The organism is Bacteroides finegoldii DSM 17565 (assembly GCF_000156195.1).
Lineage (GTDB): Bacteria > Bacteroidota > Bacteroidia > Bacteroidales > Bacteroidaceae > Bacteroides > Bacteroides finegoldii.
On record NZ_GG688320.1, the window covers coordinates 78,874 to 103,819 of the forward strand.

General features: G+C 47.8%; 22 protein-coding genes and 3 pseudogenes. 21 read left to right on the forward strand and 4 right to left on the reverse strand.

Features of this window, described 5'->3' with window-relative positions; translation table 11 throughout:
* Window position 1 precedes the first annotated feature (1 nt).
* The 11 genes and pseudogenes from BACFIN_RS13985 to BACFIN_RS22955 all read left to right on the forward strand — a co-directional run bounded on the left by BACFIN_RS13985 (window position 2) and on the right by BACFIN_RS22955 (window position 10,938).
* A complete protein-coding gene (locus BACFIN_RS13985) occupies window positions 2–820 on the forward strand; it encodes an arginase family protein (protein ID WP_004308109.1) in 819 nt (272 codons plus the stop codon).
* 54 nt (window positions 821–874) lie between these two features.
* On the forward strand, window positions 875–1,411 hold the full coding sequence (locus BACFIN_RS13980) for a methylglyoxal synthase (protein ID WP_008775197.1): 537 nt from the start codon (window positions 875–877) through the stop codon (window positions 1,409–1,411).
* Window positions 1,412–1,645: 234 nt separating this feature from the next.
* On the forward strand, window positions 1,646–4,051 hold the full coding sequence (locus tag BACFIN_RS13975) for an ATP-binding response regulator (protein ID WP_032839385.1): 2,406 nt from the start codon (window positions 1,646–1,648) through the stop codon (window positions 4,049–4,051).
* A complete protein-coding gene (locus BACFIN_RS13970; RefSeq protein ID WP_004308106.1) occupies window positions 4,029–5,315 on the forward strand; it encodes a sigma-54-dependent transcriptional regulator in 1,287 nt (428 codons plus the stop codon). The genes BACFIN_RS13975 and BACFIN_RS13970 overlap by 23 nt, the downstream gene beginning before the upstream one ends.
* A gap of 214 nt (window positions 5,316–5,529) precedes the next feature.
* Entirely contained in the window at window positions 5,530–6,147 is a 618-nt protein-coding gene (locus tag BACFIN_RS13965; protein ID WP_004308105.1) for an RteC domain-containing protein, read from the forward strand.
* 188 nt (window positions 6,148–6,335) lie between these two features.
* Window positions 6,336–6,734: pseudogene (gene mobA, locus BACFIN_RS13960) on the forward strand (conjugal transfer protein MobA); the annotation flags it as partial.
* 89 nt (window positions 6,735–6,823) lie between these two features.
* A complete protein-coding gene (locus BACFIN_RS22945; protein ID WP_004308102.1) occupies window positions 6,824–7,510 on the forward strand; it encodes a relaxase/mobilization nuclease domain-containing protein in 687 nt (228 codons plus the stop codon).
* Between the two features lie 138 nt (window positions 7,511–7,648).
* Window positions 7,649–7,948 carry a hypothetical protein gene (locus tag BACFIN_RS22950; protein ID WP_004308101.1) on the forward strand — a complete coding sequence of 100 codons (300 nt, stop codon included), beginning with the start codon at window positions 7,649–7,651 and terminating at the stop codon, window positions 7,946–7,948.
* 33 nt (window positions 7,949–7,981) lie between these two features.
* A pseudogene (gene mobC / locus BACFIN_RS13945) lies at window positions 7,982–9,994 on the forward strand (conjugal transfer protein MobC).
* Window positions 9,995–10,032: 38 nt separating this feature from the next.
* Window positions 10,033–10,776 (forward strand): annotated as a pseudogene (locus BACFIN_RS13935) (DNA adenine methylase).
* Window positions 10,777–10,938 carry a hypothetical protein gene (locus BACFIN_RS22955; protein WP_004308096.1) on the forward strand — a complete coding sequence of 54 codons (162 nt, stop codon included), beginning with the start codon at window positions 10,777–10,779 and terminating at the stop codon, window positions 10,936–10,938.
* 126 nt (window positions 10,939–11,064) lie between these two features.
* Here the strand turns inward: BACFIN_RS22955 and BACFIN_RS13930 are convergent, their stop codons facing one another.
* From BACFIN_RS13930 to BACFIN_RS23580, 4 genes are all read right to left on the reverse strand, one after another.
* The gene (locus BACFIN_RS13930) at window positions 11,065–11,811 is read right to left on the reverse strand and encodes a toprim domain-containing protein (RefSeq protein ID WP_004318633.1); all 747 of its coding nucleotides are present in this window, start codon (window positions 11,809–11,811) and stop codon (window positions 11,065–11,067) included.
* Window positions 11,812–11,856: 45 nt separating this feature from the next.
* The gene (locus BACFIN_RS22960) at window positions 11,857–12,015 is read right to left on the reverse strand and encodes a hypothetical protein (RefSeq protein ID WP_004311895.1); all 159 of its coding nucleotides are present in this window, start codon (window positions 12,013–12,015) and stop codon (window positions 11,857–11,859) included.
* Between the two features lie 16 nt (window positions 12,016–12,031).
* On the reverse strand, window positions 12,032–12,391 hold the full coding sequence (locus tag BACFIN_RS13925) for a M23 family metallopeptidase (protein ID WP_007750791.1): 360 nt from the start codon (window positions 12,389–12,391) through the stop codon (window positions 12,032–12,034).
* 117 nt (window positions 12,392–12,508) lie between these two features.
* Window positions 12,509–12,640 (reverse strand): hypothetical protein, encoded by a 132-nt coding sequence (locus BACFIN_RS23580; RefSeq protein WP_004311894.1) that lies wholly within the window; start codon window positions 12,638–12,640, stop codon window positions 12,509–12,511.
* Between the two features lie 74 nt (window positions 12,641–12,714).
* Here BACFIN_RS23580 and BACFIN_RS13920 point away from each other — a divergent pair, with 74 nt between their 5' ends.
* From BACFIN_RS13920 to BACFIN_RS13875, 10 genes are all read left to right on the forward strand, one after another.
* Window positions 12,715–13,854 (forward strand): DUF4099 domain-containing protein, encoded by a 1,140-nt coding sequence (locus BACFIN_RS13920; protein ID WP_004318630.1) that lies wholly within the window; start codon window positions 12,715–12,717, stop codon window positions 13,852–13,854.
* Between the two features lie 5 nt (window positions 13,855–13,859).
* A complete protein-coding gene (locus BACFIN_RS13915; RefSeq protein WP_004311892.1) occupies window positions 13,860–15,284 on the forward strand; it encodes a DUF6047 family protein in 1,425 nt (474 codons plus the stop codon).
* Between the two features lie 4 nt (window positions 15,285–15,288).
* Window positions 15,289–16,104: a DUF6047 family protein gene (locus BACFIN_RS13910; protein ID WP_004311891.1), complete on the forward strand. Its 816-nt coding sequence runs from the start codon at window positions 15,289–15,291 to the stop codon at window positions 16,102–16,104.
* A 4-nt stretch (window positions 16,105–16,108) separates the two neighbouring features.
* A complete protein-coding gene (locus BACFIN_RS13905) occupies window positions 16,109–17,551 on the forward strand; it encodes a DUF6047 family protein (RefSeq protein ID WP_007750796.1) in 1,443 nt (480 codons plus the stop codon).
* A gap of 6 nt (window positions 17,552–17,557) precedes the next feature.
* On the forward strand, window positions 17,558–17,869 hold the full coding sequence (locus tag BACFIN_RS13900; protein ID WP_004311889.1) for a hypothetical protein: 312 nt from the start codon (window positions 17,558–17,560) through the stop codon (window positions 17,867–17,869).
* 29 nt (window positions 17,870–17,898) lie between these two features.
* Window positions 17,899–18,969 (forward strand): DUF6047 family protein, encoded by a 1,071-nt coding sequence (locus BACFIN_RS13895; RefSeq protein ID WP_004311888.1) that lies wholly within the window; start codon window positions 17,899–17,901, stop codon window positions 18,967–18,969.
* Between the two features lie 20 nt (window positions 18,970–18,989).
* Window positions 18,990–20,756, forward strand: coding sequence for a DUF6047 family protein (locus tag BACFIN_RS13890; RefSeq protein WP_004311887.1), 1,767 nt, complete (start codon window positions 18,990–18,992; stop codon window positions 20,754–20,756).
* An 11-nt stretch (window positions 20,757–20,767) separates the two neighbouring features.
* The gene (locus tag BACFIN_RS13885) at window positions 20,768–21,970 is read left to right on the forward strand and encodes a DUF6047 family protein (RefSeq protein ID WP_004315703.1); all 1,203 of its coding nucleotides are present in this window, start codon (window positions 20,768–20,770) and stop codon (window positions 21,968–21,970) included.
* Window positions 21,970–22,842 (forward strand): hypothetical protein, encoded by an 873-nt coding sequence (locus tag BACFIN_RS13880; RefSeq protein WP_004318625.1) that lies wholly within the window; start codon window positions 21,970–21,972, stop codon window positions 22,840–22,842. The genes BACFIN_RS13885 and BACFIN_RS13880 overlap by 1 nt, the downstream gene beginning before the upstream one ends.
* Window positions 22,843–23,051: 209 nt before the next feature.
* Complete coding sequence (locus BACFIN_RS13875) at window positions 23,052–24,944, forward strand: type IA DNA topoisomerase (protein WP_005680137.1); 1,893 nt, start codon at window positions 23,052–23,054, stop codon at window positions 24,942–24,944.
* The last annotated feature ends 2 nt before the right edge of the window (window positions 24,945–24,946 follow it).

Sequence of the window (24,946 nt, forward strand, 5' to 3'; positions counted from 1 at the left end):
CATGAATAAGCAAGAGTTACTGACAAATGGACGGTGTAAGAAGAAGGCGGACCGAGAAACCGTCTGGCCGGTTGTCATCATGAACTTCACCGGTGTGTATGCCCATGAGGTATTTGCACGGAACAATCAGTTCATTTGGCTAGACTGCCGTCACCTTTCTGGAACGAGAGGTTACTGTGACAAGGAGGGGATACGAAAATTGAAGCGGGTGATTGCCGGTTATCCAGCGGAAGGTATCCATTTCATTGATTCGGGCAATTATCATTACCTGACCAAATTATGGACAGACAAACTTCGAGTTCCGTTCTCTCTGATTGTATTCGACCATCACCCCGACATGCAGCCTCCCTTGTTCAAGGGCATGCTTTCTTGTGGGAGCTGGGTAAAAGACATGTTAGACTGGAATATGCTTTGCAAGAAAGTGGTGATAGTCGGTGCATCGGACAAACTGATACGCACCGTACCGGAAGAATACGGACAACGAGTCAGTTTTTATAGCGAAGCGACGTTAGCTCACGAGAAGGGCTGGCGCAATTTCTCCTCTGCGTATATTGAAGGACCGGTTTACTTGTCCATAGACAAGGATGTCCTGAACCCGGCATCCGCAGTAACAGACTGGGATCAAGGGTCTTTCAGCCTGCAGGAACTGGAGGAATTACTGGCAATTGTCCTTCGAAAGGAACGTGTAGTCGGCATTGATATCTGCGGGGAATGCTCCGCAACGCTTACTTTGTTTGAGGAGAGGCGGGAAGCCACCGTGGACAGCCGGGCGAACAAGGAGCTGCTCAAACTCATACAGTCATTCTCCTGTTTTTTATAAAGCTGTTGGATATTGTTAATTATATTATCACATAAACCATATTTTATTATTATGATGAAAACAATTGTTCGTAAAATCGGTCTGGTTGCACACGATGCAATGAAAAAGGACATGATAGAATGGGTTCTTTGGAACTCGGAACGTCTGATAGGGCATAAGTTCTATTGTACGGGAACCACCGGTACACTCATTAAAAAAGCGCTCGAAGAGAAACATCCTGAAACAGAATGGGATATCACGATTCTGAAATCCGGTCCTTTAGGTGGTGACCAGCAAATGGGCTCACGTATTGTGGAAGGAGAGATTGATTATTTGTTCTTTTTCACGGATCCGATGACATTGCAGCCACATGACACGGATGTAAAGGCACTGACCCGGCTGGCGGGAGTTGAAAATATAGTTTTCTGTTGTAACCGTTCGACAGCGGACCATATTATTTCCAGTCCTTTGTTTCTTGACCCGACCTACAAACGGATTCATCCAGACTATACCAATTATACACAACGCTTTGAAAACAAAGAAATTGTATCGGAAGCAGTAGAACGGGTGAAGAAACGGATGAGCCGAAATGAAAACAATATGATCGAATGAGAATGTAATGTCCAATAAAGGGGATGTGATATGTTTCAGTCATAAAAAGCAGGTTCCTATCCTTTCTGTGAGTATAAAAAAAGATTAAAAGATCAACTGTGTGATAGCAAACTTGCGAGGTATCCTCAAATGGTTTGAAACAGTAATAAACTTTTATCATAAGTTTCTATTATTCCCTTTTATATGAGCGAACACGCCTTTTTGTAGGATTCCAATATAAGAATGAAGACTTCCATGTGGTTGAAACTTAAAATCCTTTTAGGATATGTCATACTGCTTCTCCTGCTCGTCCTGACCATTCATATCTTCCGCAAGGAACAGACGAGGCGGAACAGCCTGCGACAGGATGAGCATGAACTGGCCTGTATCCGGCATCTGGCCGGAGAAACATACGCGGGCTTGCTGGGACTGGCCACTTACGGTGAAACAGTCAGCGTCTGGGATGAAAGCGACCTTGGACTCTACCACACAAAAAAAGACAGTGTCTGTAACATGTTGCAGACACTGAAAAGGTATGTGAAGTCTCCCGAACAACAGTCGCGCATAGATTCGTTATGCCTGCTGCTGGAAAGAAAGGAACTGTTGTTAGACACGGTCATGGACACGTTCGGGCGTCTGCGCAAGACCGGCGAGATCGTGAACAGCAAGATTCCGGCAATCGTGTCCCATATCCAGCAGGCGGATGTCCTTCCTGCCGAGAAAAAGAAGGAGGAGGAAACTCCGAAGAAGGGTTTCTGGTCATTCATCAGGCCCGGGAGGAAAAAATCGGCCTATCTGCAGCAGAAGGAACAGCTGGAACGCCAGCGACAGTCCATTGGTAAACATCAGGGTACCACATCTGTCACGAGCATGCTGCACTCCCTTGACAGGGAGGTGACCGACATGCAGAAAGCCGAACGGGAAAGGCTGCTGGAACAGATGGACCTCCTGTACAGTAACAACACGGACCTGAACCACAGGCTACACCGGATTGTCAGGGACTTTGAGGCGGATGCTGGAATACGGCTTGATGAGCGTTACAGGCAATTCATTTCCACACGCGACCGCTCGTTCCATACGGTCTCTCTGCTGGCTGTCCTCATCTCGTTGCTGACCGTCCTCCTGTATCTTATCATCCACCGGGATCTGAACAGGATAAACCAGTATCAGCGTCAGCTGGAAGCCTCCAATCGTGAGAACACGGAGCTCCTACAATCCAGAAAACGCATGATGCTCACCATCGCTCATGACCTTCGTGCGCCACTGGCTACTATCAAAGGATGCGCCGAACTGCTCCCCGGGGAAGAAAAGAAGAGCCGCAAGGACGAGTATGCGGAAAATATACTCCATTCTTCCGATTACATGATCGGGCTGGTCAATACGCTGATCGGATTCTACCTGCTGGATACCGGCAGGAACAAACCCATCCTTTCGATTTTCCGGCTGGAGACCCTTTTCAGCGAAACAGCCCGGAACTACGGTTCGCTGGCCAAAAAGAAAAAGCTGCGGCTGACAACCGCCTTTTCCGGTCTGGATGTGGTAGTAAGCGGTGACCGTTCCCAGCTCCAGCAAATCCTGAACAATCTGCTTTCCAACGCCATTAAATTCACCCGGCAAGGTGAAATCCGCCTGCAAGCGGAATACCGGAATAAAGAATTGCATTTCTCGGTACAGGACACCGGTACCGGGATGACGGAGGAAGAAACAACCCGGATATTCACAGCTTTTGAACGGTTGGACAATGCCCGTAATGTTCCCGGTTTCGGATTGGGGCTGGCCATTGCAAGCAGGCTGGTCTCCGGGATGCAGGGAAGCCTTACCGTAAAAAGCAAACCGGGTGAAGGCAGCACGTTTACCGCATTCCTGCCACTCCTTGAGGCGGATGAATCCACCCAGATGGATGAGACACGCATCGCTACTGATTATCATCTGGATGGAATCAACGTACTGGTCATTGATGACGACCGGATGCAACTGAACATTACCAAAGAGATGTTTAACCGTAACGGAGTGCGGTGCGACTGCTGCCAGACCAGCCGTGAACTGGTTACCCGGCTACGGTCACAAAGATATGACCTGCTGCTGACGGATATACAGATGCCTGAAACGGACGGCTACGGAATACTTGAACTGCTCCGGGCATCCAATATGGAGAACGCAAAGACAATCCCCGTCATAGCGGTAACGGCACGGGTGGATGATGACAACGAGTATCTGTCGGGCGGCTTTTCGGGCTGCATCCATAAACCATTCTCTATGGAAGAACTGATAAATACAGTGGCACAAGTGATAGGAGAAAAAGACAGAAAGGAGTATGCTCCCGATTTCTCACTCATCCTTTCAGGAGAGGACAACAGGGAGGAAATGCTCGCCCTGTTTATCGAAGAGAGCCGGAAAGACCTTGCCGCATTAACCGCTGCCTTAGACCGACAAGACAAGGAGGCCGCCGCCTCCATCCTGCATAAGAACCTGCCCCTATGGGAAACCGTCCGTCTGGATTTCCCCTTGTCTCATTTACGGGAACTGGTGACAGAACCTGCGACAGAGTGGACCAATAGACAATCCATGGAAATGCGGGACATCATCCGGGCAGTGGAAAAACTGATAGTATACGCTGAAAAATACGGGAGGAAAGCCTATGAAAACAATCCTGATTATTGAAGATGATATTGTGTTCAGCCGTAGCATCAGCAACTGGCTGGTGAAAAAAGGGATGAAAACCGAATGCGTGGCAACCCTTGCGAATGCCCGTAAAGCCATCGGGCAAAAGGAGTTCGACCTAATACTGGCAGACCTGCGCCTGCCGGACGGAAATAGCACCTCGCTCCTGAAATGGATGAATGAGAAGTACTACTCTATCCCTTTTCTGATCATGACCAACTACGGACAGGTGGAGAATGCGGTGACAACCATGCAACTGGGAGCCATCAACTACCTGTGTAAGCCTGTGCAGCCAGACAATCTCCTGGCTCTGATAACGGAGATACTGGATAAAAACGATAACGAACAGGAGTTCTACCGAGGTGAAAGCCCCAAAGCCCATGAGATGTACCGTCTGATAGAGATGATTGCCTGTGCCGACATCTCCGTTCTGCTCCGTGGGGCTTCCGGCACCGGGAAGGAGCACATTGCAGCCGAGATACATGCCCGGAGCCATCGGAAGAACAAGCCGTATCTGGCTATCGACTGCGGGGCCATTTCCGATGAGCTTGCCGCCTCCGAGTTTTTCGGTCATCAGAAGGGAGCCTTTACCGGTGCGGAAAGCGACAAGGTCGGATTGTTCCGTGCCGTTAACGGAGGGACATTGTTTCTGGACGAGATAGGCAACCTTTCCTATAAGACACAGATGCTCCTGCTCAGGGCCTTGCAAGAGAAACGCTGCAAGCCGGTAGGTTCCACGAAAGAATACTCTTTTGATATCCGGCTGGTTGCCGCCACCAATGAGAATCTGGAAAAAGCCATCGGAGAAGGACGCTTCCGGGAAGACCTGTTCCACCGGCTCAATGAGTTCACTCTGCGGATTCCTACACTGGCAGAATGCCGGGAAGACATCCTTCCTCTGGCTTATTTTTTCTTGAAACTCACTTGCGCCAAGGCCCATAAATCGTTTCGTGGCTTTGACCGGCTGGCAGAGGCGGCACTGCTGGAATATCCCTGGCCGGGGAATATCCGTGAACTGAAGAATGTAATAGGTCGAGCCGTACTCATCTGCCAAGAGCAATGGATTTCCGTTTCAGACCTGAACCTTGAAATCTCCCTTCCTAAAGAAGAAGAAACGCAGTGGACGGAAGAAGAAAAAGAAAAGGCGTTGCTTCTCCAGACCCTTGAAAAGACGGGTGACAACCGTTCCAAGGCGGCCCGGTTGCTCAATGTCAGCCGGACTACCCTGTATGAGAAACTAAGGAAATACCATATCATCGACTGACCGGAGGATAACCCGAAGCAAATGAGGTTTACAAAAGTGTAAGCCGTCCTAACATTCTTGTCAAGGACGGCTTACACTTTTTATTTACACCCGTTTCTATATGAAATTTGTTTATTGTTGATTGTCAGTATTTTAAAAAGGTATAGAGCTTTAAACGATAGCAGAGGCATTTCATTTGGCTTACTCCGGTATAAACAAATCAAATGTATGCCGTATGAAACCATTTACAGAATGCCGTATATTCAATTATTTATCTCTGGCTTCAAGCCCAAAACAGACAGTTTCCGATGAAGAATTCTCTTCCTCCTATACCGAATATGAACAATACCTTTACGACCTCGCCATCGAATCGGTTTCCGTATCGGAAAGGCTGCGCCATCTGCTTCACAGCAAGGTAGAACTGATTTCCCTAAAGAAGTTATTCACCCGAACAGGACATTTCCACACGGCAGTAGCCGAATTCTATCTGGACAAATGCCTCCTGCTGGTGGAGGCGGAAATAGAGCTGGTCAATTTTGGTGTACAGTACCCCGGAACCATCACGACACCTTCCTCGTTTCTTTCATCGCTCCATTGGAAAGGTTCGCTGGTCAACCTGATGGAACTGATCTCCTCGCTGGATTACAGCGGGCTGATTACGGACGAAAGCGGCAAACGCCTCTCTTTCGCCGGTATCGTTTCCGCTTTTGAGAAACTCTTCAATGTTGCCATTCCCAAACCATATGACCTGCGTGCCGACCTTGCCCGGCGCAAAAAGAACTATTCCGTCCTGCTGCCCAAACTAAAGGAAACCTTTGAAAAGAACATCGCGGCTTGCGGAAACGGGAAGTGAACAGGGGTATTTTTACCCCCTGTCACAAATAGTCATCTCTTGTCATTTGTAGTCACTTTCCGATTTTAGGTTCGTATCAAAATTATCACTTATTTTGCTGCCGGATAAATAAAACCTGAAAAGATATGGCTAAAATCAATAGTACACGCAAACCCGGACGGGCTGACACTTCGAGCAAATGAAGAGGCGGACGGAATCCCAAAGAGGAATCAGAACTTCATTCTTATTATTACGGATTCCGTCTGGACGAACTCCAGAACATCGAGTTTGAGAGGCTCTTTGAGAATTCGGGAGCTAATAATAAATCCCAGTTCATCCTTGCCGCCCTTTTCGACAAACCGATGAAAGTCGTGAAAATAGATAAGGCGGCAACGGACTACTACATCAAGCTGACCAACCTGCAGAGCGAATACCGCCGGATCGGAGTAAACTATAACCAGGCAGTCAAAGCTCTGCATACCGGACTATCCGAAAAGAAGGCTCTTGCCATGCTCTATAAATTGGAGCAACTGACTATTGAACTAATATCTCTCAACCGGGAGATTATCCGTCTCACCCAAGAATTTGAACAATGGTTGCAAAAATAACATCAGGAGCCTCCGTTTACGGGGCATTATACTACAATCAAGAAAAAGTGGACAAGCAGCAGGCACGGCCACTGGCATGAAACCGGATCATGGAACCGGCAGACGGCCATCCGACCATCCAGCACTGCATCCGTTCCTTCGAACCGTATCTGGCGGCTAACCGCCGGACTGAGAAGCCCGTTATCCACATTTCATTAAATCCACACCCGGACGATGTGCTGACCGATGAACAGTTGACCGCTATCGGCCAGGAATACATGGAAAAAATGGGATATGGCAACCAACCCTATATCATCTACCGGCATGAGGATATCGGCAGGCCCCACATCCATATCGTCTCCCTGCGTATTGACGAGCAGGGAAAGAAAATTAAAGATTACAAAGAATGGCAACGCTCGACCGCTGTTTGCCGGGAGCTGGAGAGGAAATACCATCTGTTACCCGCCGAGAAGATGGAGCGACGGGAATCCCTGCCGCTGACTGCCGTCGATTACCGGAAGGGGGATATCAAGCATCAGATAGCCAATGTGGTCAAGCCCGTCATGCAGGGATACAAGTTCCAATCCGTCAAGGAGTTTAAAGCCCTGCTTGGCCTTTTCCATGTAACGGTGGAAGAGGCCCACAAGACGATAAAGGGAAAGACCTATCATGGACTGGTCTATGCGGCTACCGATGAAAAAGGAGAACGGACCGGCGTAGCCATCAAATCCAGCAAGATCGGTAAAAGCGTAGGCTACGAGGCACTCCAAAAGAAATTTGTGAAAAGCAAACAATGAATTGCCCGACATCCCGTACCCGTACAGACGAAGGAAGCTATCGCTACCGCCCTGCAAGGACAGCCCACCCGTCAGGGATTCCTGCAGGAACTTTCTGGAAAAGGCATTGCCGCCATACTCTGGCAGAACGATTCCGGTGTGATCTATGGCGTGACCTACATCGACCATAACTCAAAGACCGTATTCAAGGGCTCGCTTCTGGGCAAAGAATATTCGGCATCGGTTATAAACCGGAAGTACGGCACGATCCCACCGGAAAAGACTGAAGAAGCCCCTGTTATCCATCCGTCCGAACCGGAAATGAAAGAGACGGAGCTGGTGGAAGGACTGCTTGATATATTCTCTTTGGAATCCTATCCGTATCCGGCAGACGACCTGACGCAAAGCCCTTACGGGAAAAAGAAAAAGAGAAAACGCAGAGGTCCGCATCTGGGCTAATAAAATGTATCACCATTAATTATCATACCGCTTATGTCACAAGACGAAACCAGAGGGCTCAATAAGAACCTTGACTTCATGAGGGCCATCAGCATCCTATTTTTAGTGATGAATGTCTATTATTTCTGCTATCCCTATTTTCTTTCCATGAACCTGAACATCGGTGTCGTGGACAAGATACTGCTCAATTTCCAGCGGGATACCGGGCTGTTTTCCCATTCGCTGGTGAGCAAGTCCTTCAGTCTGCTCTTCCTTTTCTTCTCCTGCATGGGAGCGAAAGGACGGAAGGACGTGGAGATGTCATGAAGGAGTATCGGCTGTTACCTTATAGCCGGGATGCTGCTCTTTTTTGGTAGCGAGCTCTTACTGACGGCACGCTTCCCCGTCGCGCTTCTAACCTTATTATATGTAGCTACCGTAGCTGCCGGATATATCAGCCTGCTTACCGCCGGAACCTGGATCAGCCGCCTGTTGAAGAACCAACTCATGGATGACGTCTTTAACGACGAGAACGAGAGCTTCATGCAGGAGCGCAGGTTGATTGCCAATGAATACTCGGTAAACCTGCCCACCCGTTTCCGTTACCAACGAAAGACCTATTCAGGCTGGATAAACGTGATTAATCCCTTCCGCGCCTCATTGATATTAGGCACGCCGGGATCAGGAAAGAGTTATGCCATCATCAATAACTATATCCGCCAGCAGATAGAGAAAGGATTCGCCGCCTATATCTATGATTTTAAGTATCCGGATTTAAGCATAATTGCTTATAACCAGCTGCTTAAAAACAAGGATAAGTATGCCAAGCCGGTCGGATTTTATGTGATTAATTTCGATGATCCCAGATACAGCCACCGGTGCAATCCCCTCAATCCTTCGTTTCTATCCGATATCGCGGATGCATACGAATCAGCGTATGTAATCATGTTAAATTTGAACAAGAGTTGGATTCAAAAGCAGGGAGATTTCTTTGTAGAAAGCCCGATTGTGCTATTTGCGGCGGTGATCTGGTATCTTAAAATCTATGAAAACGGGAAATTCTGCACCTTCCCACATGCCATAGAGCTATTGAATAAACCGTATTCCGACCTGTTCACCATACTGACCTCTTACCGGGAGCTGGAGAATTACCTGTCACCTTTTATGGATGCATGGAAAGGTGGTGCGATGGAGCAGCTCCAAGGGCAGATAGCTTCCGCCAAAATTCCGCTATCAAGGCTGATCTCACCTGCCTTATATTGGATTATGACCGGAGATGACTTCACGCTGGATATCAATAATCCGGAGGAACCCAAAGTTTTGTGCGTCGGCAATAACCCTGACAGACAGAATATTTACTCATGTGCGTTAGGATTGTATAATGCCCGTATCGTTAAAATGGTCAACCGAAAAGGCAGGCTCAAATGCTCTATTCTAGTGGATGAGGTTCCCACACTTTACTTTAAAGGACTTGACACCCTGATCGCTACCGCCCGTAGCAACAAAGTGGCAGTATGTCTGGGAGCACAGGATTTCAGCCAGTTAATACGTGACTACGGTGATAAGGAGGCGCGGGTGATCCAGAACACAATTGGAAATATCTTTTCCGGGCAAGTGGTCGGAGAAACAGCGAAAAACCTTTCTGAAAGGTTTGGGAAAGTGCTCCAACAGCGCAAATCCATTAATATGACCCGTGAAGACACCTCAACCAATATCAGTACCCAGCTCGACTCGCTGATACCTGCCTCCAAAATCTCCAACCTCTCGCAAGGAGAGTTTGTCGGCAGTGTCTGCGACAACTTCGGGGAGAAGATAGAACAGAAGATATTCCATTGCGAGATCGTGGTGGACAATGAACGGGTAGCCGCCGAAACAAAAGCCTACAAGCCTATCCCCGTCATAACCGACTTTACCGGTGCGGATGGTAAGGACCACATGCAAGAGGAAATCGAAAGGAACTACTATCAAATCAAGGAAGACGTGACGCAAATCATCGAAAAAGAGCTGCTTCGCATCCAAAATGATCCCAACTTGAAACACCTGCTGGAAACGGCAGACGATGAATAATCCCTATTTAATTTATTAATCATTTAAATGTTGTAAACATGGAAAAAAAGAAAAGTTCTCCGGCCAACCTGCCGGGAAAACCCTGCTTCCCCTGGGTGGGAGGTAAAAGAAGACTGCTTCCCGTACTTATCGAATCCCTTCCGAAAGACTTCGGACAGATGGATACCTATGTAGAACCGTTTGTCGGTGGCGGCGCCCTCTTCTTCTGAATAAGACAAGCCTATCCGGAAATCCGTTGCGTCATCAACGACTCCAACGAGGCTCTGATCAATGTCTACCGCGTCATCAAGGAATCCCCGGAGCAGCTTATTAAAGTGCTTGCCCGGATACAGGACGAATACATCGCGCTGGAGGAACATACCCGAAGAAGGGTCTACTTCATGGAGAAACGTACCTACTACAATGAAGGAAACCCGAATAACATCACCCGTGCCGCCCTGTTTATCTTCTTCATGCGTACCTGTTATAACGGCATCTACTCCGTGAACCATAGCGGAAAGCTGTCCGTCACTTTTGGTGCCGGGGGACGGGTAAAACTGTTGGAAGAGGAACTGATCCGCTTTAACCACAAGCTGCTGCAAGATGTTGTGATTCTGGACGGTGACTACCGGCAGACCGCAGAATACACCGGAGCCAACTCCCTATTTTATTTTGACCCGCCTTATAAGCCGGTCAATGAGGGTAACTCCTGCACCTCCTACATGCCACAGGACTTCGGAGATGAAGAGCAGATCAACCTGGCAAATTTCTGCAAGGGAATAGGTGAAACCGGTGCCAAATGAATGCTTTCCAACTCCGATCCCCGGCAAAAGAACCCTGAGAACACCTTCTTCGACGACCTCTATGCCGGTTTCCATATCCAGCGAATCAGCATCTTCCGTTCCATCTGTTCCATAGCCGAGAAAAGAGAAGCGGTCAATGAATTGCTGATCAGAAATTATTAAGAATAAATATCCGGTGGTAGCCGGGTAGCAATAAAAAGAGAGCCAAATTCCCTCCAGCAGGGATTTGACTCTCTTTTTTATTGCCTGCCTTTCATGCATCAGACAAGGACCAGTATTTTATAATTTTCAACCGGACTGTTTCTTTGCAGGCTTTTCAATCAGCTTCGGGGCTGTTTCGTGCTGATGATCCGTCTTGTTCTCCTGCGCCATCTTCCTGCCCAACAGGTAATCGTTCAAATCGTTATACTCCCGGTAGCAGTCGGACTTGTCCCTGACCGGGCATCCGGCTTGCGCCATCTGCTGAAAAGCCTGCCTTCCGGCGGAATCGTTATCCAGTAGGCAGAGGGCACTCTTATACTCTTTCAAGACAGGGATAGCCTTGCCTACATTGCTGACCGAATTTAAAACGATATAGTCCGGACCGTTTCCTTTAGGCTGTCCGTTACCGGGATGCGTAGCCTTGAGCGTGAGGTATGAGAGATAATCCATAAAGCCTTCAACCACTATGCAACGGTCGCTGCCATTTTTGATATGGGTAATCTCTTTGGGCGATATGCTGCCTTTTAGGTATTTGTTACGGATCTCGTACCCGCCGCTCCGGTTGGCAAAGCCTACGGCAAAATACCATTTTCCCTTGTTCTGAAAATGCACTTCCTTGCATGCTTCCCTTGCGATTTCAGGCAAGATGCCTCTTTCTTTGAGATATCCCAGCAAGACCGGGTTCGTCAGCGGATCAATGCGTACCTGCCGGTAGCCGGTAGCCTGCGGTTCCGCCTGCCGGGGAGAGGCTGCTACCGGACGGAAAGCAGCCGGAAAATGTCCCTCTATCGTTTTAAGCGCATAAGAGATATCCTTCGTCTTTTGAAGCTCCATCGCCAGGGTGATGATGTCCCCTCCCTGTCCGATGCCGAAATCGTATCATAGGTTGCGGGATGCGCTCACCTTGAAAGAAGGTGTCTTCTCCTCACGGAAAGGGGAACAATACCAGATACTGTCCCCTTGTTGTTTTACCGGGTTGAACCCCATACGCCGGAGATAATCCTCCAACTGAATGCTCTTGGCTTCTTCAATGTTCATTGTGTAACGGATTAAATTAATGACTCTTTTTAGAACGGGAATCCTTTAGTATCACCCACTGCAACGGATTCTGCGGCTTCCCGTTTTTTCTCAGTTCAAAATGCAGATGGTTGCCGGTCGCTATGCCGGTATGACCGACATTGCCGATATGCCGACCTATGCGTACATCGCTCCCTTTCCTCACATGCAATTTGCTCAAGTGTGCATACAACGTGGAAAAGCCGCCCGCGTGCCGGATTTCGATGTACCAGCCGTAACTGCTGCTATACCTGGCTTCAACGACTTTCCCGCTTCCTGAAGCATAGACCGGCGTGCCATAGGGTGCGGCAAGATCCACTCCGGCATGGAGTATCCTTTTCTTTTTCACCGGATGCATCCTTATACCGAAACCGGAAGAAACGGCATACCTCCTCCGACTTTCATTCAATGGATACAGAATAGGATAATCGGCCAGTACGGTAACCGGCAACCGGCTGTCTCATATGAAAGACTTTCACTGCCGGGCAGAGTGGATACGGTAGATGACAGCACTGAGTCCGGCTTTATATCCCTTTGACGGGGACTGTGCAAAAGCCGGACATGACAATAAGTGACAGAACATGACAATTAATGACAACTTCCTCATAATCAAACTATTTAATGACAAAGATAGTAATTTTACCCTCGTAAATGATTCATTAATCTTTAAAATTAACGTATATGAACGATGTGAATTTAGCTCCTGAAAACAAGGAAGCAACCCCGGAACACGGGTATTTGATGGCGTATGACAAGAAAGAGCAGAAAGCCAAAGGTGTAAAAGGAATCGCAGCGAACGGAGAGCTGGAAACGCTCGAAGCTAACGAGGCGAACAGGGACCAGTTTATCAAAGTGGACCAACGTGGAAACTTCTTCACCAACTTCGGGAAGAATTTTCTCTACCAGTACAATAATCCCGGTCGTTACTCCCTCTACAACATGCCGAAGGAAACGCTCGTAGAGCAGGCCAAAGAAAAGATCGAAGCGGCGCAGGAACCACAGAACGAAGCAGTCAGAAGGGAACTGGCTTCGACCAGGGTGTATAATAACCATCGCTTCAACGAGCGGGAAGTGAATTGGGAACAGGCCGCCAAATACGGCATTACCCCGGACGGACTGAAGAACGCAAAGGACAGCCTCGAAAGAATGTTGCAGGGAAAGACTTCCGCTATCGCTTTCCGTGTGGCAAAAAATTCCGAGCTGGGGCGTGAAAACGGGGATGCCAAACTCTCCCTGTTCCGCGACGAGAACGGAGCTGTCAAGTTCGACATCCACTACATCCGTCAGGCTCCCAAGATCGGGGAAGACTACAGGGGACATGTCCTGACGGAAGAAGACCTCAAGGCCCTGAACCAGACCGGCAATCTCGGCAAGGCGGTGGATGTAGTCATTGACTACCGTACCAAAGAAACCAAATCCTGCTACCTTTCCAAAGACCCGGTGACCAATGAATTGTTCCATATGCCCGTAGAGCAGGCACGCATTCCGCGTAAGGTGAAAGATTATACGCTTTCTCCGAAAGAATACGATGCTGCCGTGCGCGGTGAGGAAGTACCGATCCGTTTCAAGTCTGATAATGGAAAATTTTATGCCACCTCCATCCAGATGAGTGCCGCCGAGCGAGGGGTGGAATTCCTCTGGGAAAGAAGCACCAAGAAGTTGGAAGAGGCACAGAAACAAGGTCAGGAACAAGACGGAAGCCAGCAGCAGCCCCATGCACCGGTACAAGTAGCCGGAAAACCCCGGAAAAAAGAGGAAGCCTCACAGCAAGCGGAAAAGAAACCGCGTACCCGTAAACCGTCCATCACACCTAAAATGTAAGAAAAATGGCAACCTATATTTCTGATGATCCCAAACTATTGGACGAGCTTTTCAGGAAAGACGGTGAAGGCCAGCTCCTTGTCGGTTATGAAACCGGCAAGGAGAAACCCCATGCAGAATCCTCCTATATGCTTTATCCTGCCAATCCCGACAGGCAAGACCCTGTCTATACGTTTATGGCCTTGTTCAGCCAACAATCGATAAAAGCCAAATACTCCGCCTTCGTACCGAATACCCGTCTGGAAATCTATTCATTCCCGAAGATGACGGATGTACCGGCTATCTCCGGAGATATTTCCAAAAAGGAATATATCAATCAGGTATTACTACCCTATATCCGGGAAAAGGGACTGGCTCCTCTAATAAGTACCAATCTGAGAAATGTCCTGTTTGCGCAGTCACGCAGCGATATCCTCATGATATCGGGAGAACTTCCGAAACTGACCACACAGCAGTTGGACGAGCTGGTCCATTTTCATCAGAAGCAGGATGAGCTGGCTGCCAGGTATGATTATAATCCGGTTTACAAATTACCGCTGCATGCTGTGGAAACGTCCAAAGGAATCTTGTTTTTCAGTGATACCAAAATGGGACGGGAGGGATTGAAGAGCTTTTACCAACAGTTATCCGGCAATTATTTCTGGGTTCATGGCGAACCCGGTCCTGTCAGGCAATACAACGTCAACTGCCTGTCCGACGATATCTGTCCTTTGGTGGATGCCTGCTACCGGAAGAATCCCCAAAGCGGAAAAGGGGAATATGATTTTGATAATGCTGTATTCTCAAAAGAGGCTTTCCGTGACAGGAAACAGTGGAAACTGGCGTTTGAAACGGACATGGAGCCGAGCGCTTCTGAATTTCTCCGCCTGAATGAATTTGCCGGATGTCCTGCGAGCCGTAACAATGCGGATATCAGCAAACTGTTGTATCTGATGGAGAACGGATTCAAGCGGGATATAATAAATGATCCCGATTTCGGATACCGGAATGTCTTTCAGGAGTATGTCACCCGGATAGACGACTGTATCAACGGACAGTCCTCGGGGCCAGATTTGTCAGATGTGCTGGATGACATGCGTTGGAAAGCGAAGAATATCCTTCTGACGGATTTCGATGTCCGTGGACACCGTACATTGGAAAGGACACTGAATGACAGGAGCGTCCCGTTTCTCATCAATGGAACCGATGCCGGCGAAGCCATGAGGCAAGCCTTGCTGGAAGGAAAGTGGATCTACTGTCCCCAAATATCCAAGTCAATGCCAGATTTACATTTCCTCCATGCCGAAAAGACATGCAACCGGGTAATGGCATATACCAAATCTCCCGTAAACAAGACCGTGTATCAGGAGAAAAACGGCAAAATCATTCCATATGTACCGGCTTTGAAAAAGGTATCGAAAACGAAAAGGAACAATTCCCTCAAAATGTAATGATATGAAGCAACCTGAACAATCCTATACAGCCATAGAGACAGCCCATGGCTTTGTGTTCTTTACTGATACGACGGAAGGACAGAAAAACAGGCAGGACTTTCTGCAATTTATGGCAGACCATTACTTCGATCCCCATTTCAATCTTGGTCCGGTAAATGTTTACCGGGCAGAAGGAGTCCTAAAGGATGGATCCTATGTCAATCCGGGTGAAGGCCTGTACCCGGAATATGCTTACCTGCAGATGGATAAGACACCGGAAATGGAGCTGGTCTACCGGAATGAGATGAAGCCGACCTGGGAGGATTTCGGTAGTTTCTGCCACAATATGCATTGTACCAGCAGCCATCGCAACCGTAATATCGCTGATATTTTGGAGGAAATAGAAAGCAAGGACCGTAAATTACTGGAGCTTTCCAAACAAGGTACAGCATCGGATATCCGGCAGCAGATAGAAGAAACCGGCCAGGATAAAGCCTTGCTGGACAAACTCCTCAAGCAGTATTACGATGTGCGTGGACACCGGACTGTTGGGAACATCCTCCGCGACCCGATGGAATGTGTCACCGTAGACGGTGTCCGGCTCTTTACCCCTCACCGGCAAGTATTGGCGGCAGGGCACGGACTCTTCCTGCCGGGAGAGGCAAAAAGCAACCCGTCCCATGCCTATGCATGGATAAACGGGGATTTCACCCGGATCGTATTTTCTAAGGATCCTCCTGCGAACAAACAGGTGTTCAAAGTGAAAACAGTCATCGAAAAGGCTTTGAATAAAAAGCAGGACGTGAAAAAGAAAAGAAATACCCACCCTAAATTGTAGAAATATGGACAAGAGAAACCAAATGGAAAATCCTTTTTTCGATCCCGACAAGCCGGGAAGTATTTTTGTCGGTATGGACCGTTACCATCAGTACTCTCCCCACCAGCCCCGAAATGCCCTCACATTCATTCAGAAAGGAGATGCGGACAGCCTGTTCCGCAAATTCCTGATTGACAATATCAAGGAAGCGGAGTGCTGCCCCTATATTCCGGATACGGAACTGCTCCGGTTTGACCTGGCGAACATGAGGCAGGTTCCACCGGTAGATACCCATACCCCTTTCGAGGAATATATCAGCAAGGAACTGCTGCCGTATTTTCAAGAACACTGCATTCCCCCTGCCAAACGCATTTCCCTGCGTGATGCGGTCTATACCTATAAATACAAGAATGAACCGGACGGCGGCATATTGAAGAAGTATCTCATGCAGGAACCCGCATACTTGGAGTTTCGATTACAGCAACAGGAAAAAAGGACATTGTACCGGTGCCAGCCGCGGTACACATTCCCCTTAAAAGTGGTGGAGAATGACTTCGGATACCTTATCTTTTCCGGTAACGAGATCGGCAGGAACGGATTCAGGGAGTGCATCCGGTACATCACGGACCATTACTTCGACCCGCACTACGATACCGGCCATCTGGCCGTCTACGACAGTACGTTCATGGACAAGAACCTGGTTCCTCTCATAGATGCCGCTTACAAGCCGTGCAAACCGATGGAACTGGATTATTCCTTCGATTTTTATCCGGCATCCTATATCGGTCTTGACGAACTGCCCAAAGAATTCATCGACAGTTTAAAACCGGTATGCTACCATTCGATGGAAGCGACAGCCGGGGATTTTATAAAATTCGCCACCGACTGGCATTTCAATAAGGATACGCAGGTTTCCATCAGCCGGGAGAACCATGACATTTACCGGCTGCTGACCGTCATGCGTAACGGTTATATGAATATTCATGAACAACCGTTTACCTATTTCAATGAACTGCTGCCGTATGCCAAGGAATTTGAAAAAGTCACGCAGGTTAAATCTGCCGGCGAATTCGATACGGGAAAGTTCAAGCGGTTGTCTACGGAAATCCGGAAGGCTGCCGATGGAATTTTGAAAAGGGATTTCGATGTGAGAGGGCACCGTTCCCTTGAGAATATGTTGAATGACTCCACCGTTACCTTCACCGTCGGAAGCCGAAAACTGAATGAAGTTCAAAAGACGGCACTGGCTTCGGGATACGCACTGTATCTCCCGGAAAACAACAAGGAGGCGACAAGGCATCTCTGCAAGGCCGACTTTGAGCAGGGCAGAATTGAGGGTTCCTCCAAGCCCTTCGGCGTCAGGACATACGTGATAAAGGACGGACTGCTCTGTCCGCTGCCGGAAGAGAAGAATACCGTTAAAAAGACTGAGAATAAGAACAGACATAACAATAACCGTTTAAAATAAAGCGATATGATACCTAAAAGTCAGATGTACCTCGGAGCGCGGATTGTAGAGAACGATCCGGAAGAGGAAACTCCCGTTGTTCCCTATAAAGGAACAGTAACAGCCATTGAAGAAACCGGAAAAGGGGAACTGGATTACTTTGTCTATATCCGGCTGGATGATGAGTCCATGAAACAAAAAAGAATCTCCCTTTGCTGCCCGGACAAGATCATGACCTGTTTTCCATGGACTATAGACCTGGAAGAAAAACAGAAAATGGAGCAGAAAATGAAGAATAAAAAAGTTCCCGACCCGTCGAAACGGCATAGACTATCTTAATCAACCATTCATCTAAACCATAAAATAATATGAGTACATACATTGGTTTCAATTTGAACAGCAACAGGCAGATTGAACATTTCCAGACCATAGAGAATCGTTATGGCATCAATTCAGATGGCGGCAAATTTCTTTTCGGGCAGGCAGAACTGGCCTTGAAAGGCTCCTACATTCCTAAGGAAGAAGTCTATTTAATACCATATCAGGGTGCTGTACAACCGGGGAACATTGAAAGGTTCATCAAGGACATGACCCATAACGGAGGACTGTCTTGTGCAACTCATTTCCCATTGCGGGATATCGCCTTCGTTTACGAGAATACATCTCCTTATGGCATCCATAATGTGGATAGCATCCAGAGAATGCTTCAAAAGGCCAAAGACAATCCCCTGCTGAAAAAACAACTGAACGCTTACCGCGCATTCCATCAAGAAAAGGAAAAAGATATCTACAACAGGGTGATTACTGCAATAAATACGAACCAGGGAGTCCTGATGTTCAATGATACCGGCAGGGGGATACAGTGTGCGCAGAAATACCTGCAGCATATTGGCGATAATTTCTTCTCGCCGGTTTACAGGGATGCGGATAAACTGCAAATATATTATTTCAGCACTTCCAATATCAATCTGATCAAAGAGGCGTCAAAGTGTTCGAACATGTTTGAACATGGCTTAAAAAAGATATACCTTCCCCAAAAGGCTCATTTCCTGGATTCAAATATGATAGCCAACTATACCCCGGCGGTAGAATGCAGCATGGCTCCCTCTTTGGAATGTTATAACCAACTGGCCGAAAAGTTGAATCTGGGCAAGAGCCAGAAGAATTATAACATAGGCGTACTCGACCGGATCTGCAAGACCGGGCAAATCGGGAATTTGGAAAAAGACAGCCGGTTCAACCATCAAAACAGCTTTGTCTCCCTGGATGAACGGATCAGGCTGTCTTATGTGGGGAAGCAGGATGGCACACTGCTGAAAAATGCACTTGAACGGACCATCAAGGATACGGCAAAGAGAATCCTACAGACGGACTATGCGGTACGGGGCTATGAACCGCCCAAACAGGAAAAGAAAAAGAGTAGAAGTATCACCATGTAACTATTTTAAATTTCAATCGTATGCAAAAGCAAGAGATTTCAAACATTATGATTTTCTTTGTTACCCAGGACTTGGAAGGGCAACCCCGACAACTGGAGATGCACCTGATGCCGGAGAAAGAAGTATCGATGATGAATCAACGATTCACCGAATACCTCCAGCGGCAAAGGGAAATGTACAAGCCGTCCCTTGTCCAAAGCCACTTGCCGGATCTTTATCTGTGCCGCTACCAGTTTCCGGCAGGAGTAAGCTACCCGGATATCCGGCTCTTTGACAAGGATAACAGCTTGGTACAAAAATTCATCACCCGGAACGGAGGAAGCATGCAGGGCAATGTCTCATTGCGCGGACTGGAATACCTGCATTCTCACGATGAAGAAAAAAGCCTGCCCATGCTGGTAGCCAGCGGACTTGCCGACCACCTGCTTGTACAGCCGGAAGCCAAACGGTTCGCGCTGGCACAGGATACTCTCCACGACGATCCGTCGGAAACCCTGACCGCCGTGGAAACCGCCAAAGGAGTGCTTCTGTTCGAATATTCCGGCTTTGGAAAGACATGCTGCCATGCCTATATGCAACATCTGGCCGACCGTTTCTTCATTACGGACGAAGAGAAACCGGAGTTTGTCAACCTGTACAAGCTGACCCGTCCGGACGCAGAAGTGGTAAAGGCATTCCAAGCATCTCCCAATGCCTTCTCCTTATATACAAACTCTTTTCTGCCGGAGAAAGCACAATATCTGGATGCGACTATCCTGCGGAATGCCCGGCTGGACAGGAGCCACCGCATAGAACCGACATTCGATGCCTATGACAAGTTTGCTTCCTCCTATAACGTGCTCCCCAGTATTGCCAATGCCCAGATACTCCGGTTACTATCCTTACAGGAAACCGCAGGAATCTATGGGATAGACTATACAACCAGAAGGATTCCGTTCATACACAAGAATTCTTTCAACTCCCAGTTCAATGCGCTGCAGAATATTCCGGCTGAAAATAAAGGCGGACAGGAGAAGGTCAAATCACAGATCCGGGATCAGGCGGCCTATATCCTGAAACGTGATTACGGGCTTATCCCGGACAGCCTGCAAAACAAAGAGATAGACCCCATCATTTCCCTCCAGACTCCCAAAGGAGCCGTCTACCTGCCCGCCACGGATGAAGGAGCCATCTATAAACAGTGTTACCTGCAATATCTGGCTGACCGTTTCTTCACTCCGGAAGTACAGGCTCTGGGACGAATCAGAGAATTCTATATTTCCTGCCCGAACCATAGCACGGAGCATTACATGCAGAAGCATCTGGACCTTTTCCGGTCCAATCCTTTCTACGGGCAGCTGGCGAAAATGCCATTGTATCCGATAGAGCAATCCGAGCTGTTGAAGAAAGGTGGCTATCCCATAGAGCCGACATACCATGCATTCAAACAGTTTACGGAAGATTACCGGCTTTCGGTAACGCCGGAGAATGCCGAGATATTCACCCTGCTCTTTATACGGGAATACGGATTACCGGCTGATTTCAATACTAATGAAAGCTATAAGGAGTTCACCCACAAAGGAAATTTTAAACCGCTGGATCAAGAAATGTCCGAACTGCAATCCAAAAAGGGATATAGTGAAAAGGCATTCTACAATATTCAAAACAGGCAGCAGCAACTCGCGGACAAGATACTTGGCCTGAGATACAGACTGACCTGTCCTCCGTTGCAACTGACCGGACCGGCGGCTTCGGAAAAGAGAAAGACGGCTTCCCGTCAGAACAAGTCACATAATCCCCGCATCTAAAACTGATTATCATGCCTGCATGGATGGAAAAAATAAAAGATACATTCACCGCTAAAGCGGATTTAAAGAGCCTGTTTATTGTGTTACAGCCGGATAATCAAGTCTCGACTGTCATGGTCGTGTCGTATGTTCCGACGGATAAGGACTCTTTTCAGGTATTTATGGATCTGACCGCCCGGATTGCTATGGATCAGAAAACCATACCGGATAACTTATTGCTGCATTTTGAGGGAATACCTGCTAAAGATATTCCTTTCACCAGCGAACTACCGGCGAAAGACAGTGAGAAAGCCCTCAGTTTCATCGCCTCTTACGGAGGCATCACTGAAAACAACTCCGTACCTTTACGGAAAGCGGCTTATTTGAGAGCATGCCAAAGGGAACTGACGGCAGAGAATATCCGGGATCTGGACTACTCACCAGCTTATAAGTGCTTTATTGCACACGAAGATGCGATGGAGAAGATTGCGGCAGGAAAGCAAGCCAAACAGTTCTACACCATAGCTGAAACGGAACAAGGTGTCCGCGTATTCAATGACGGACTTTCCGGGACTATAAAGTTTCGGGATTACCTGCAATCGACAGCGGACAATTTCTACTCAAGCTCTTTGCAGGATGTGGAGTCATTGAATATTTACCGGATAGAAACCGTCTCCCGCCGGATGCTGGAACTCTCCAACGGGAATCAGACCACCATGCCGCAGGCCGGGATGGAAATTCTGGCGAATTACAAGCCGTCCGTCACTTTCGACATGCATCCTACGGGAGAAAATCTCAACCGGTTTGTCACAGCCGGCGCATTGGAACTCTCTATCCGTAACCGGAACATTATGACACTTCAGGACATAGCAGCCAGAGGATACGCCCATTTACCGGCAGACGAATCGTTTGCCTATAAAAAGGATTTCTTGTTTGTGGAGAAAGGTATCCGTGAGATTACCCGGCAAAAGGAATTGTACCGGGATTATCCTTTCCGGCAGAAGATGGATGAATTACAAAATGCTGCCAGGTCATTGGCGCAAACACTGTTAAACAGGGATGGAGTCCGGAAGAACTATCATCGGGTAAGCCCGCCTGTTGTTGTTTCTAAGAAAGGAGAAGCTCAAACAGCCGAAAAACCGCAAGACAAGCCCGGACTGTCCTGTGGCAATGAAAAGAAAAAGGTCAAGACAAAAACCGCTTCCGTTAAAAAGCAGGCGAAGCCCAAATTATAATGCATATGGAACTGATAAATAATACATTCATTCCCGAAAAAGAGATACCACGTAGCCGCAGGGCTGCCGGAAGGAAAGCATTCCTGCAAACTTTCAGAAACCTGTTTACCAGCCGGAATCATTTCAGGAGATTCATGGATACTTACCGTTTCAACACGATCCGCTGGAGCGCGTCCAACCTCCACGAACCCTCATGGGGAAAACGGATCGGATTATTCTTTCGTACCAAAAATCCAATCGCTATCCTCCGGGATGATTACCGGAGCAATCGCAGTAATCTGTTGAATAAATGGGAAACGTCCAGCCTGAACCGTATCCAGATGGAACTGGTCCGAATGGGTAGTATGCCTATTCAGAATAAGGACAGACATACTTTCAAAGCTCTGAACAGCATTGAAAAGAAAATCAAACAACTGCAGGAATATGAAGGATGTCCCGATATGAGCCATGAAAAGCAGCTTCTGGCAACATACAAGTACATTCTTTCTTCTCCTTTTGACCGGAAGTTCGGAGGATTGCCACCCGATGAGATTTGTGGGATGCTTCAGCAGAACGGACTGTCTGAATCAAACCTTCCTTACCAAAATTACGAAGGAATCCTCCAGGGCCGTGAAACAGTCATGTACGAACTGGCAACCGGAAAGAACGGGGAGAAATACCTCCAACCGGCAGATCAGGTGAAACTGAATGCGGGAATGTCAGGAATCTCAATGGATTTAATCAGCCGTTTTCCGGCAAAGGAAATACCCCTGCCGAATCTGACGGAAAGCATACAAGTATCGGAAAAGAAAGAGAAGCTCTCCATTCCCAAAGAACCGAAGAAAAGGGTACGGAAAGAAAAATCAAAGGTCAAGAGTGTAAAAATTAAATAGTCATTCATATTAAAAAAGAAAGTAACATGAAAACAATTTGTATTTGTGAGAAGCCCTCGGTGGCACGCAGCATTGCCCGGGTCCTGGGCGTAACGGAGAAACAGGAAGGATACTTGAGTGGGAACGGATATGCCGTCACATGAACTTACGGCCATCTGTTGGCATTGGCCCTGCCTCAAGACTACGGCATTGTCCATGTGGAAAAGGAGATGCTGCCTATTATTCCCGACCCGTTCAAACTGGTTGTCCGTCAGATTAAAACCGAAGATGGATACAAGGCTGATCCGACGGCTCTGAAACAATTGGAAGTAATCCGTAAACTGTTGGGTCAGGCTGATCAAGTGATATCCTGTACTGATGCAGGGCGGGAAGGAGAGTTAATTATGAGATATGTGCTTGAATATCTGGGATATCATAAGGAAACCAAACGCTTGTGGATATCTTCCATGACAGAAAAATCGATACGGGAAGGATTTGATAGCCTCAAATCAAGTAAGGAGTTTGACAACCTGTACCGTGCCGCTAAAGCCAGGAGAGAATCAGATTGGGTCGTCGGTATGAATGCCAGCCTGTCTTTGAGCATGGCTGCAGGCAAGAGTAACTATTCTCTGGGAAGAGTACAGACACCGGCACTTGGCATGATTTGCCGTCGATATCTGGACAACAGGGATTTTATAGCCAAACCCTATTATCTGCTACAGCTACGGACAACGAAAGCAGGGAAAGAACTCGTCTTAACCTGTACCGGGAAATATGATACACCGGAAAAACTCGATGTGGACCGTAAAAAAGTGTATGAAGAGACGACAGCCAAAGTGGTGCAAGTGGAGAAGAAAGAGGTTCCAGAAGAAGCTCCGCTACTTTATGACCTGACCGCCCTGCAACGAAGTGCCAATACCAAACTCGGACTGACCGCAGAACAGACGCTGAACATTGCTCAAAAATTATATGAAGGAGGCTACATTTCGTATCCCCGTACCGGATGTAGCTATATCACAGAAGACATCTTCGAACAAGTCCCTTCCCTCATCGGCCTGCTTAAGCAACATCCCCGTTTCACATGGCATGCGGAAAACCTCTGTAACCAGCCTTTAAACCGGCACTGTGTGGACGATAGCAAGATGACGGACCATCATGCGTTAATCATTACGGAGAACTATCCCCAGAGGCTTTCCCTTGACGAGCAGAATATCTATTCCATGATCGCGGGACGCATGTTGGAGGCTTTCTCCGGCAAATGCCTGAAAGAAACGGTATCCGTACAAGCGGACTGTAACGGCGTTCTTTTCGGGATAAAAGGAAGCCAAATCAAAGTTCCGGGGTGGAGAGGCATCTATAACGAACCCAGTGAGAAAGAAGAAGGAAGTCTTCTGCCCGAATTTCAGGAAGACGAAATATTGCCCGTGCTCGGTATTGATACATTGGTCAAGAAAACCAAACCGCAGCCCATATTCACTGAGGCAAGCCTGCTTGCTGCGATGGAAGGTTGTGGCAGAACATTGGACGATGAAAAGGAAAAAGAGGCAATGGAGGATTCCGGCTTGGGTACACCGGCTACACGTGCCGGAATCATCGAACTGCTCATTGCCAGACACTACGTGGAAAGAAACGGACGGTCACTGATTCCCACTCCCAAAGGACTGGAAGTATATGATATTGTAAAAGAGAAGATGATCGCCAACGTGAGCATGACCGGAGGGTGGGAATGCGCCTTGCATGAAATCGAAACCGGCAAAGTTTCCACGGAAACATTTACTCAGAGCATCAATTCCTATACCCAACAAATCACCTCGGAACTGCTTGCCCTGAAACTTAACCATCCGGACTTGCCACATTGTAACTGCCCCAAATGCGGAGCAGAAACGATTATCGTCTTTAACAAGGTCGCCAAATGCAGCGATCCCAATTGTGGGTTCCTGTTATTTAGAACGTTCAACGGCAGGGAACTGACGGATAATCAGATGCTCCTGCTGCTATCGGGGAAACGTACCGGATATCTGAAGTTTACCAGCAAGAAAGGAAAGAAGTATGAGGCATCACTCGAGCTGGATGACAATTACAGGATTGAGATGACTTTCAAGGATAATAAACCTAAAAAATAAAG